At 49.9% G+C, this 11,605-nt stretch carries 10 protein-coding genes; all 10 read right to left on the bottom strand.

Annotated features, from left to right (window positions below; genetic code table 11):
* Positions 1–17 precede the first annotated feature (17 nt).
* Positions 18–899 (bottom strand): acetylglutamate kinase, encoded by an 882-nt coding sequence (argB, locus tag QFX39_RS08990; RefSeq protein WP_300479792.1) that lies wholly within the window; start codon positions 897–899, stop codon positions 18–20.
* Positions 900–978: 79 nt separating this feature from the next.
* Positions 979–2,178, bottom strand: a complete 1,200-nt coding sequence (gene argJ / locus QFX39_RS08985; protein ID WP_300479790.1) for a bifunctional ornithine acetyltransferase/N-acetylglutamate synthase — start codon at positions 2,176–2,178, stop codon at positions 979–981.
* 39 nt (positions 2,179–2,217) lie between these two features.
* Complete coding sequence (locus QFX39_RS08980; protein ID WP_300479787.1) at positions 2,218–2,505, bottom strand: hypothetical protein; 288 nt, start codon at positions 2,503–2,505, stop codon at positions 2,218–2,220.
* Between the two features lie 50 nt (positions 2,506–2,555).
* A complete protein-coding gene (locus tag QFX39_RS08975; RefSeq protein ID WP_300479794.1) occupies positions 2,556–3,761 on the bottom strand; it encodes a hypothetical protein in 1,206 nt (401 codons plus the stop codon).
* Complete coding sequence (locus QFX39_RS08970; protein ID WP_300479785.1) at positions 3,761–4,786, bottom strand: Zc3h12a-like ribonuclease; 1,026 nt, start codon at positions 4,784–4,786, stop codon at positions 3,761–3,763. Before QFX39_RS08970 ends, QFX39_RS08975 begins: the two co-directional genes overlap by 1 nt.
* Positions 4,787–4,804: 18 nt before the next feature.
* Positions 4,805–5,542: a metallophosphoesterase gene (locus QFX39_RS08965; RefSeq protein WP_300479783.1), complete on the bottom strand. Its 738-nt coding sequence runs from the start codon at positions 5,540–5,542 to the stop codon at positions 4,805–4,807.
* Positions 5,542–5,895, bottom strand: coding sequence for a nascent polypeptide-associated complex protein (locus tag QFX39_RS08960; RefSeq protein WP_237780173.1), 354 nt, complete (start codon positions 5,893–5,895; stop codon positions 5,542–5,544). Before QFX39_RS08960 ends, QFX39_RS08965 begins: the two co-directional genes overlap by 1 nt.
* Positions 5,896–7,833 carry a tRNA guanosine(15) transglycosylase TgtA gene (tgtA, locus tag QFX39_RS08955; protein ID WP_300479779.1) on the bottom strand — a complete coding sequence of 646 codons (1,938 nt, stop codon included), beginning with the start codon at positions 7,831–7,833 and terminating at the stop codon, positions 5,896–5,898. It abuts the gene before it with no gap.
* A gap of 201 nt (positions 7,834–8,034) precedes the next feature.
* Positions 8,035–9,216, bottom strand: coding sequence for an MnmC family methyltransferase (locus QFX39_RS08950; RefSeq protein ID WP_300479777.1), 1,182 nt, complete (start codon positions 9,214–9,216; stop codon positions 8,035–8,037).
* A gap of 40 nt (positions 9,217–9,256) precedes the next feature.
* Positions 9,257–11,605: PAS domain S-box protein (locus QFX39_RS08945; protein ID WP_300479774.1), on the bottom strand; the 2,349-nt coding region annotated here is incomplete at its 5' end.

Raw genomic sequence — 11,605 nt, 5'->3', positions numbered from 1 at the left:
AAGAGAACACGAAGCAATCACTTGGTTATCATAGTCCCAATACCCTTCTTTGTGAATATTTCAAGTAGAAGGGAGTGCTCAACCCTTCCATCTATTATATGGGCCGATGAGACACCATCATTTATGGCCTGTATGCATGTGAGTGTCTTGGGGAGCATCCCCCCCTCAACTATACCGCTCTTTACAAGGTCGCTGAGTTCATCAACACTCACCTTCCTTATGAGGGTGTCGGGATCTGAGGGGTCCTCGAGTATTCCAGGCACATCTGTTAAGACTATAAGTTTCTCTGCCCCTATACCCGCTGCAACCTCGCCTGCAACCGTATCTGCATTGAGGTTGAGTGTGTTGGCGTTCCTGTCAACACCTATGGGTGATATCACAGGGATGTAGTTGTTATCTGTGAGCATGTTGATTATGCCGGGGTCCACCGACTCAATCTCACCCACAAGTCCAAGGTCTATCTCCCTCTTTTCACCTGTCTCAGCATCCTTAACAACATGTGGCGCCCTCTTTTTTGCAAGGAGAAGGTTACTGTCCTTACCTGACAGTCCTATGGCCCTTCCGCCATGGTAGCATATCTTTGAGACGATGCTCGTGTTTATCTTACCCACAAGTACCATCTTGACTATCTCCATGGTCTCCTCATCTGTAACCCTGAGGCCCTCTATGAACTTTGGCTCCTTGCCCATCTTGTTCATGGCCCTTGAAATCTCAGGGCCGCCTCCATGGACAACCACCGGCTCCATACCCACATACTTCAAGAGCACAGTATCCCGTGCGGTTGAGTCCATGGCAGCCTCATCTATCATGGCGTGGCCACCATACTTTATCATTATCTTTTTCTTGTGAAACTTCTTTATGTAGGGGAGTGCCTCCACCAGAATGTTAACGGTCTTCATTCAAACACCCTAATAATCTTTATATCTGGCATTTATCCTAATTCAGGTCCTATACTCGGTATTTATCCTAAGCCTTATACTAAGTCGTGTACTCAGCATTTATCCTCACATAGTCGTAGGTGAGATCACAGCCGTATGCAGTTGCCGATTCACTGCCGGCGTTGAGGTCAACTGTTATCCTTATTTCATCATCACCCATTATCCTCTCTGCAAGTTCAAGTTCAGGTGTACCCTCAAAGGCCAGGACATTCCCCTCCTCGACTATTCCCACAGATCCGCTCTCAGATTCGAGTGTCACACCTATCCTGTCGGGGTCAAATTCTGCACCTGAATATCCTGCAGCCGCAACTATACGTCCCCAGTTGGGGTCGGCCCCGAATATTGCCGTCTTAACGAGGGATGAACCTGCGATTGCCCTGGCGGCCCTCCTTGCATCCTCCCTTGTCCTGGCATTCACCACGTCAACCTGGAATGATTTGGTGGCGCCCTCACCGTCACGGGCCATCATACGGGCAAGTTCCCTGCAGACGACCACAAGGGCCTCAGTGAAGTTCTCATCTATCCTCCCTGATCTGCAGGTTGATGCTATTATAACCATGTCATTGGTGCTCTCATCACCGTCCACTATGAGCATGTTGAATGTGTCATCAACTGCCCTCCTGAGGGCCTCCCTGAGCTCTGAAGGTGATGCATCAACATCAGTTGTTATGAAGGAGAGCATGGTGGCCATGTTTGGTGCTATCATACCTGAACCCTTGGCAACCGCACCTATACGGGCGGTCTCACCGCCTTCAAGCTGGAACTCCACCGCAACCTCCTTGGGGAATGTGTCCGTGGTCATTATTGCAGATGCAAGATTCCCTGAGGCTTCCGGAGAGTTTTCAAGTTGATCAGCAGCCCTTCTTATGAGGGATTCGATCTTCCTGATGGGCATCCTCCTCCCTATAACGCCAGTTGATGCAACAGCAACTTCACCAGCATCCACCTGGAGGGATGCTGCTGTTACCCTGGCCATCCTGAGGGCATCATCCATCCCCTCTTTTCCTGTGAAACAGTTGGCGTTTCCACTGTTTGCAACCATTGCTGAAATTATGCCACCCTCAAGGACCTTTTCAGTCAGTTTAACAGGTTCTGCCCGGACCCTGTTGGATGTTAAAACACCCGCTGCAGTTGCGTTTCTGGTGACGATAAGCCCAACGCCATATTTACCTTCACGGCAACCCGCAGCAAGCACTCCATCAACTGCGCAGACACCGCCTTCAATGAACCTGATTTTCATAGTTTCCACTCCTACCAAAAAAAGTTCAGTGGGACCCCCTCAGAAGGTTGTATTGTTGGAGGGCCCCTGGTTGCTGTTAACAACATTGACTTCCCCGTAACTGTTCTGGGCTTCCTCCCTGCCGCGCTCCTTTATCCCGTTGAGGGGCAGGTGGTTGGTGCTGCTGGGGGAGAGCTGGACATCACTGGATGGAGTATCGTTAATATCCACTGCAGTAATATTATCGTTGGAAAGACCTATAACAATGCCCAGACCTGACCCGCAGCCAAATGCTATGAGGGAAATCAGGAAGCTAACAATGATTTTAGCCTCGGTTTCAGGTCTCATTTCAATTCCCCTTATTATTATCTTGAAGTACCCTTAAATAACTTTCCTTTTCATGCCGTGGCAGCATAGATAACGGCAAGGAGGATTGCGATAAGACCAAACTCCCAGTGCCCCATATTCCAGCCAAGGAAGGTGGCCACAAACACAAAGACAAATACAAGGAGCGCCACAGACTTTTTATGCATCAGAAAGTCAATAACAGACCTTGTGAAGGGTGAGGGGATGAAGTAACCGTATATCCCATCTGCAACATCAAATATCATGATTGATGTGGGGTTCCAGAGCTTTATGCTGTCGGCAATCTGGGCCCTCTCACCGGCCTCCCGCCTGGTCTTTCCGATACCCACCCTTATGTTGGCACCGTTATCCATTGCATGCCATGCGGAATCTATCCCCGCCCTCAGAGCCATGTCCTTTGTGGGAAAATTTGCTATGAGGTCGTCCCCACCCTCACGGTAACCCTCGATCTTTCCCCTGCAGTCATTCTCCATATAGGCCTTTATATCGTTCATTATCTCAACAAGGCTGTCACGGCCAAACCTCTCTATGAAGCCTGTTGAGTCGATCATGTCAATGAAGAGGTAGTTGTCACGGTATGATGGGCTGCCTGAGAGCGGTTCAAATTCACTGGTGAATATTATCGCAAATTCCCCTCCAAGCTTTGTGAAACCAACACCGGGAACCTCACCTATCTCCCTGTTGAGGTTTATGGCCCTCTCAATTGCCGCTGCCCCTGTCATCCCGGCGGCGGCCCTGACATTTATCCCCCTCCTGCTACCTGCGCCTATCAGTTTTATGGCAACCCTTATGGCGTCGTTCTTGGAGAGGAACCTTGCGAGTATCTCACTTGAACTCTTCTCTATGATCCTCCCCTTCTCCTTCTCTATTATGGACACGAATTCATCCATTATCCGTCCGCCGTTGAAGACCTCAATGTAGAGGTAGCGGTCGCTTCCCATTATTATGTTGCTGAGGAGCGCATACTCATCAACCCTGTTCTCTGCAGGTTTGAGTTCAATGAACTTTCTGTTCTTGGGGATGTTTTCAGTTCCAAGTTCCCTTGTGAGGTTATCAAAGATGTTGCTGGTGTTGATATGGGCCCTTTCAATCTCTATGAGCATCGTCTTTGTGTAGTTGAGCATGTCCACGTATTCCCTTTCTGTGCTGTTGGTGGGCATGTACTTGGTCCCGATACTCAGAACCCTGTGTCCAATGAAAAAACCCAGTATCTTCCTTAGCAGATAATCCATGACCATCAATCATTGCCTCCCTTCTCAAGAACCACGTCGAATTCCCCTGGCTTCTCAAGCAGCATGCTCGGTTTAACAGATACTATGGGGAACCTCCATGATCCTATCCTGGCTGCGATTGTACTTGCTATGTTCCTTGAGTTCTTCTTAACAAAACTGTAATCGTGATCATTTATGGTTATGTTGACATTGTAGGGGGCCTCCTCCATGACGTCCTCAGAGTACATTATGTTCAGTTCAAATGTGCCGGGTTTCAGGAAGAGGTCGTTCCTTACAGCCACCAGGGGGGCGTGCTCCAGTTTGAGTCTGTCACCAACCGTTACAGCAATGTTGCCGGCGTACTTCACCGCCTCCCTGTAGTCCCTGGGGTGCACCAGCACGAATATTATGTAGTTGCTGGTCCGCTCCACCTCCTCCACCATGCTCATGAACTTCTCAAAGAGGGGGAGCTTCATGAATATGCCCTCAAGTTTGGGTTCAAGACCATCCTCCTGACTTCTGCTTATCCTGTCAATGGCCTCCTTGGCTATGGCTATCCCGCTGAGTTTCTTGCCCCTTTTGGCCTTATATGAGTCTATCCTCTTTTTCTCGAATTCCTTGAGGGTCTCGGTGCAGATTTTCTGGAGGATGTTCTTAACCTTCTTTGGCTTTCCAGAGGTCCCTATGAGGATCCTGTCATCCCTGAATGTGTAGGGTATCCTCCTGCTGTTTATATCCTGAAACTCGTCCTTATACTCCCTGAAGACATCATTTGAGAGTATCTTGGCATCCTCCTCCTCTGCCATCTTGAGTATGAAGTGATCAGCCGTGGTACCTGAGGGCACCTGCTGGAATTTTCCCTCCTCCAGGAGTTTCCTGAACTTCTCCTTATCATCTATCTCATGGCGCAGGGATGCATCGGCAATTATAACAGGTTCATAGCCGAGTTTTTCAAGCTCCTCTGCCGCTGACAGTATATTCTCTATGCATGGCCTATCATCGTCGTTTTTCCTTGAATGGGCGACGTTCGATGCATCTATAATTACCCTCAAGTAACCACCTGAATGAGATTATTCCCGCAGGCTGTGGGATGCCAGTTCAATCCTTTCTCCCTGAACCTGGTTGAGAACTATTCTTATAGAATCCTCATTAATGTAATATGTATTATATGAATTAATATCTTTACCCCTCAGTTTAAGGGATGAAACCGTCCCGGCGGTTACAAAGAACGTGTCCTCAACCCTCCAGACATGGGGGACATGCTTGTGGCCCGATATCACAAGGTCAGCGCCCCTCCTGATTATTGAATAGAGTATGTCCCCTGCATCTGCAAGTACGTTCCTCTCACGGCCGGTCTTGGGAACAGGTATTATGTGGTGGTGGAGGGCTATAACCCTGAAATGTCCCCTCTCCGAGGCCCTCTCAAGTTCCTCCTCCATCCAGATCTGCTGGGACCTCCCTATCTTGCCATAGTCAAGATCAGGCTCACTGCTGTCAAGCCCTATTATTGTGAGTTCATCCATCACAAAGGTCCCCTTCCTGTACCTGAAGACATCCTCAAAGGTCTCGTTTCCCACATGCCTTGCATCATGGTTCCCTGGAACAAATATGTGGGGACCCCTGAGGTCGCTGAGGTACTCAGCGGCCTGCAGGAATTCAAGGTAATAGCCATTATCTGTAAGGTCACCGGTTATAACGGTTGCGTCAGGTTTAAGCTCATTTATCTGTCTTATGGCCTCAAGGAGTATGTCCTCCTTGAAGTTGGGTGCGCCCACATGGAGATCCGAGATATGGGCTATTAAGACCATCAGCTCAACCTCATAATGGCCTCTGCCAGGTCACCCCCGGTTTCCTGAAGGGCCCTGGTGGCTTCCTCCCGGCTTACACCGGTCTGGTTCATGACAAGTTCAATGTCATCCTCGGGTATCTTAACCTCAGCTTCAAGGTCACGTTCACGGGCCTTGCCTGTCACCTGATAGGTCTTCTGGCCCATGAAGTCCATGACATTTACGCGGGGATTTTTTATTATGATCTCCTTCTTCTTGAGTTTGATAACAACCTCCTCAACGCCACGGAGGTCCTTCATATCCATTCCCATCTGCTTCATGGCCCTCTGCATCTGTTTCAGCTGCTTTGGGTTCATTCCCATGCCCGGTATCATTTAAAATCCTCCTTTCCTGGTTTTCACTGCCTGGCCATGGTTGAGGTCCATCATCTCCTCGGCACAGAGGAGGGCCCTGCCTGTGGCCAGAAGTTCATCATGAGCGTTAACAATTAAAACTTCATCGCCGGCCCTTATATTATTGTCGCAGTCAATTATAAACTTTGCAAATACACTCCTGCCCTCCCTTGCAAATGGTTCAGACTCCTCATTCACAGCCACCCTGCAGCGGGGGTAGGCTGTGCCATCATGAAGCCTCCTGGCACCCTCGGCTGAAAGCACAAAGAGGCCGTCAGATGCCCTCATGGTGCATATAAGTTTCTCTCCTGAGTAGATGTGCCTTATCTTCCCTGTGTTACGGCTCCTCTCAATCCTGACATCATCAGGGAAAAGCACTTTACCTGATCCCTCACCGAACTGGTACTCTGCAATCATCCTTATACGGTCAAGGTCATCAACATAGGTCTCCACCTCCCCTGAATAGGTGTGTTGAAGCTGAAGTCCGAGTTCACTGCAGAGGTCCTCACTTATGATCACGTCTCCCTCAAGGTCGAGTATCAGTTCCCTCAGGAAGTGCCTGGCCTCCAGGTCCATGATACCCGGTGCATCGCTCTGGGCCAGGGGGTAGACCTGGTCAAGTTCAAGGGGTATGAGGCCAAAGGGCACGTCTGCAACCACCACACTCCATTCCCCATCAGGCTGGGGTTTCATTGAGCGAAAACCACTGATCCTTGATGGTAAACTGGATGAGTAGGGTTTCCTTGATGGGCCTGCGATTGCCATCCTTCCCCTCAGGTTTTTCCTGACCCACTGAAGATGCCTGTGAACCTCAACACGGCCCAGTGATTCTGGTCCAGTGTAGAAGAATGCTGAGCGTTTGGACCTTGGCTCGAATCTCTCAGAGAGTTCAACGTAAGCCGACATCCTCCTGTATCCCTCAAGGAGTCTTGGATGTGCCCTGCATCTCTCCTCAACAAGTTCCATTAGGCTCCCATCATAAATTGCCTGGCGGACCTTCCTTATCTCTGCAAAGCTCACATGGAGGTTGTGTTCAGCTATGAGGTTCCTTCTATCCTCAGCCTCCATCCCGCGGAGCTCCGATGGTGTATAATCCGTGCATACCCTGCATGAGCACGGCATCTCCTGGAGGTTCTCAAGTTTATATGTCCCCTCTGTGCTCAGAAGACGACCATCCTCTGCATAGAGTATGTAGGCCGCCGAATCAAAGAGGTCGCATCCCATGGAGGCCGCGAGGGCGAATATCATTGGATGTCCAGCCCCCATGAGGTGCCTTGGCCTTGATGGCGGAAGTTCTGAAACAGAGGATAGTACAGCATCAACCAGCTCCCTGTACCTGTAGGACTCCATTAGAGGTACAACGGCACCTATAGGGTGGAGTTCCACCGGGAGCTCTGCAAGCTGTGAGGCGCAGTACCTCCTGAGGTCAGGGTGGGTTGATCCCTGTACAACGGCGTTGAGCATCATCCTCTCCCGGTACTCAAGGGACTCCCTTGCCCTTTGAAGTGTGACTTCAACCTCCTCAAGGGCCCTCCTGTGGCTCACACCAGGCGGCGTCGGTATATCCAGGGACGTCCCTATGTCTGTTCCTATCTCATCCTGGAAGCGGACTATTTCATGGTTTTCAACCTCAACGTCGCCGTACTCTGAGAGCTGGAATGAACCCGAATCCGTCATTACGGGCCCCTCGAAGTTTATGAGTCCATGGACACCCTTTCTCAGTGCCTTATCCCTGAGTTCAGGGTTCCTGTAGATTATGTATGCATTGGTTATCACGATCTCAGCGCCGAAGCTCTTAACGTCAATGGTCTGCTTACCCGGATGTATAACAGGCATCAGTGCCGGTGTCCTGACCTCTCCGTGTTCTGTCTTGAGGACACCTGTTCTTCCCAGGTTGTCCTTTGATCTTATCTCAAACATGAAATCCTCCCGTACTAAACCATTAAACTCATCGAATCCGCTCTGAAAAATATGAAATTACCTTAATGTTAACATTAAACTCAGTGAATCCGCTAATAAATATGAATTATCAATTCTTATATACAGCATTGAATCCTCTTTAATATGATTTAAAGTAGAACACCAAAAACCCGATGAACTACCAGATTGAATTTTCCTGTATCACCCTCTGAAACTGGCCACTTCCAGCAGTCTCCTCCTCATTGAGAGTACCCTCGCCCTTGAGGTTGCCGCCCTTTCCTCTCCACAGCCACATACACATTCATCCATCTGTGGGCATATTATGTAGAGTGCCTCCCCTCCCGTCGTATTGGATATCCCCATCCTTTCAAGGTTCCGCCGGACTCTGCGCCCGATCCTGTCACCTTCAACGGATACTCCGAGGTATATGGGGGTTTTAACTGCGGATGATATCCTTGTAACACCACGAATTACCATGCGCTCAAGTCTACGTCTCTCAATTATGGTTTCACCATCTGAAGAAAGTGTGGGATCCCTGTAGGGCACCCCTGCATCACTGAGGGCCACCATTCTCTCATCCCTCCAGTCCAGGGGCTCTTTAATCTTTGAGGGATCCATTGAGGCCAGTGTGCCTGCAGATTTCCTTCCAAATACCGGGCCGGCACCAACATGGAACCCCACATCTATAAGGGCGGATCTCAGGGGGGCCGCGGAGGTGTAGGTTGCAAGGACTCCATCTGGCTTTATAACCCTGGCTATCTGTGATAGAAACTCCACAGTGTAGAGTTCAGGTGAAACCCCGGGACTGAATGCGTCAAGGAAGATGGCGTCATAGTATTCAGCCTCCAGTTTCTGAAGCGTCTCCCTTGCATCCTCACAGTGAACCCGCAGGTTGACCTCAGGGGGTGGTGGGGGAGATGCCCTTATGCTTACGATTCCCATATCCATCAGGTGGTCCTCATAGGCAGCCCTGACAAGTTCATGGGATTTTACCGGTGATGGGACTATGAGGGCCGCTGCCAGTGTCTCAGGGGAGACCTCCACCATGTCCACTGTAACCTCACCGTCAGATGTGAATTCAAGGAGCGCCGCTGTATTGTACCCGAGGCCAGAACAGAGGTCGAGAACCCGGATTTCCTCTGCATCAGGTGGTATAGAGGGCCTTACAAATTTTTCAAAGGACTCTGTTATGGCTCCACTCCGGGTGTGCATGGCCTCCCCACAGGAATCTGACTCCAGGGTGTATGAGCCATCAGCGGTTCTCATGAAGCTATCTGAAAGTGAACGCCATGCTTCAGTGCGCCTGTTTATACCATCCCGGCGCTCACTTTCAAAGTAATTTCTAACAGCCCTCAGAACATCATCCCTTGGTGTGAGTACCATGTTAAATGATCCAGTGCATTTTAACTTAAAGTTTGCCCTTCTATATTCTGGGCCTGTAGGGCACAACCGAGAACCTAACCCTGAATTCAGTTCCATCCTCCATATCCACTTCAAGGTCCCCGTCCAGCTGATCCACAAGGCCACTTACAAGTTTCAGGCCCAGTGAATCAGACTCCTCAAGTACAAAGTCCGGTGGAAGTCCCACCCCATTATCTGAGATGGTGAGTGTGAAATCATCACCCTCTGATTCCAGTTTCACTGTGATCTCGCCCCCCTCACTGAATGCATGTTTCACGGAATTTGTGATGAGTTCATTTATTATGAGACCCAGGGGCACTGCTGTCTCGATTGGGAGAGTCACATCCTTGGCCGAGACATTCAGTTCTACTCCCGCTGCATGGTAGCTGTCCAGGATGGATGATGTGAGCCTCTCAATGTAGCGCCTCATGTCGATTCTGGTTATATCCTCAGATTCGTAGAGAAGTTCATGTACGAGGGCCATGGACTGAACCCTGCTCTGAAGGTCCAGGAGGGGTGCTGCATCCTGGATTTCATCTAACTGGAGGTTTATGAGGCTGGATATTATCTGGAAGTTGTTCTTGACCCTGTGGTGCACCTCCCTCAGAAGCGCCTCCTTTTCCCTTAGGGAGGATCTCAGCCTCTCCTCATACTCCTTTCTGAGGGTTATATCCCCGCATATTATGACAACCTCACCTGTTGAGAGCCTGTATATGTACACTTCAAGCCATCTATCACCATGTTTAACCTCGGGAAGGTAGAGTGGTCCATCATTCCCGGTCACCCCTTCAAGGGCTTCTCTGATGCTGGACTCTGCGATTCCTGGAAGTGCCCTTTCAAGTTCCATTCCCTTAACGTCCCCACAGACGACACCATCCATCTCCTCAGCGGCTGGATTCATGGATAAAACCCTGAATCCGCCTTTAGCCGGACTTAAAACGATTACCCCTGAATTCATGTTCCTGAAAAGCTCCCTGAATTTCTCCCGGCTCACCCTGAGGGCCTCCTCTGCGAGTTTATGTTCATGTATATCCCTCAGGCCGAATACGTAACCACTGATAACACCATCTCTGCGGATGGGCCTGTCAACATACTCCACCCACCTGTAGCTTCCATCTGGCCTTTTTATCCTGAATGTTGCCCTGTGCATTTCCTCATCACTCATGATGAGTTCCCTGACATTCTCCCGGTCATCCGGATGCACGTAATCCAGGAACTCGATGGCTGACCTGTTGAGGAGGTGCCCATGTCCGTAACCAGTTATATTTTTCACTGATGGGCTGAGGTATCTGAAGTTGAAGTCCCTGTCAAATTCACCGAGGCCATCAGCCATGTGCTCTGTGAGCAGCACAAGGCGTTCCTCCCTCCTTTTAAGTTTTTTCTCCATCTCCTTTATCGGCCTTATATCTGATCCTGTGAAGAGTAGGCCCACGTGTTCCCCTCCACCTCCATGGATGTGGCCAGCGGATACAACAACGGGTACCGCCCCATCCCCTGATTTCAGGGCCGACTCCACCATGGATTCCATCATCTCAGATAGTTTACCCTCAAATTCCATGACCTCATCTATCCTTCTTCCCAGAAGTTCCGCTGCACTGAAACCCGTTAACCTCTCGGCTGCCGGGTTAACATAGGATATCCTGAATTCAAGGTCTGTTATGATGAGGAAACTGTTCATGTTCCTCACAATATCCATCGCTGCGTTCATTGGACTGAGCACTGGTATGTGAAACCTGAGCACCCCGTAGGCTATGATGGAGACCCCCACTGCAGTGGCCGGGTTCGTGAGTGATGGGACCTCAATGCCCATCAATGGAAGCACGAGGTCAGTTAAAAATCCAGTTACAATGGGAAGTATGAGGCCAGTGAAAAGGTAGAGTCCCTGGGTCCTCCCTTCACGTGAGGAGGACCTGAGGTGAATCACAACAAGTATAAGTGCAATTATCCCAACAGCGAGTCCCCAGATGGTTGAAAGGTCATACGCTGCAGATCTGGATGCTGCGAAGGTCCATCCCCATGGTTTAAGCAGCGGGCCCGCCGTTATGAGGTCGGTTGTCAGTTCAAGGGCTGAAAATATAAAGGCCGGTACGTAGAGTGCTGCGAGAGTGTACCATCTTCTCATTCTTCCCGTGAATATCATTACCATGTGAAGGATCACCGGAACCACGAATGGCCAGAGGAACCCCATCCTGACCCAGAGGGCTGCCATCCCATAGGATTCAGAGATGTAAAGGCCGAAATCTGTGAGTGAAAGGTATGCGACAAGTGCCGAAAAAGCAAGGAGTGCCCTGTTGAAACGGCTCCTGGGGTTCTTCACAAAGATGTATATTCCAGATAGGCTTGCAGTCACAAAAGCAGTGATTGAAAGCAG

It is taken from the genome of Methanothermobacter sp. (assembly GCF_030055425.1).
Taxonomy (GTDB): Archaea; Methanobacteriota; Methanobacteria; order Methanobacteriales; family Methanothermobacteraceae; genus Methanothermobacter.
This window is presented reverse-complemented; position numbering and strand designations above follow the sequence as displayed.

What these genes read in the sequence shown, in the direction of transcription:
- argB (WP_300479792.1), bottom strand. Translation starts at nt 899, where the DNA reads ATGAAGACCGTTAACATTCTGGTGGAGGCACTCCCCTACATAAAGAAG.
- argJ (WP_300479790.1), bottom strand. Translation starts at nt 2,178, where the DNA reads ATGAAAATCAGGTTCATTGAAGGCGGTGTCTGCGCAGTTGATGGAGTG.
- QFX39_RS08980 (WP_300479787.1), bottom strand. Translation starts at nt 2,505, where the DNA reads ATGAGACCTGAAACCGAGGCTAAAATCATTGTTAGCTTCCTGATTTCC.
- QFX39_RS08975 (WP_300479794.1), bottom strand. Translation starts at nt 3,761, where the DNA reads ATGGTCATGGATTATCTGCTAAGGAAGATACTGGGTTTTTTCATTGGA.
- QFX39_RS08965 (WP_300479783.1), bottom strand. Translation starts at nt 5,542, where the DNA reads ATGGTCTTAATAGCCCATATCTCGGATCTCCATGTGGGCGCACCCAAC.
- QFX39_RS08960 (WP_237780173.1), bottom strand. Translation starts at nt 5,895, where the DNA reads ATGATACCGGGCATGGGAATGAACCCAAAGCAGCTGAAACAGATGCAG.
- tgtA (WP_300479779.1), bottom strand. Translation starts at nt 7,833, where the DNA reads ATGTTTGAGATAAGATCAAAGGACAACCTGGGAAGAACAGGTGTCCTC.
- QFX39_RS08950 (WP_300479777.1), bottom strand. Translation starts at nt 9,216, where the DNA reads ATGGTACTCACACCAAGGGATGATGTTCTGAGGGCTGTTAGAAATTAC.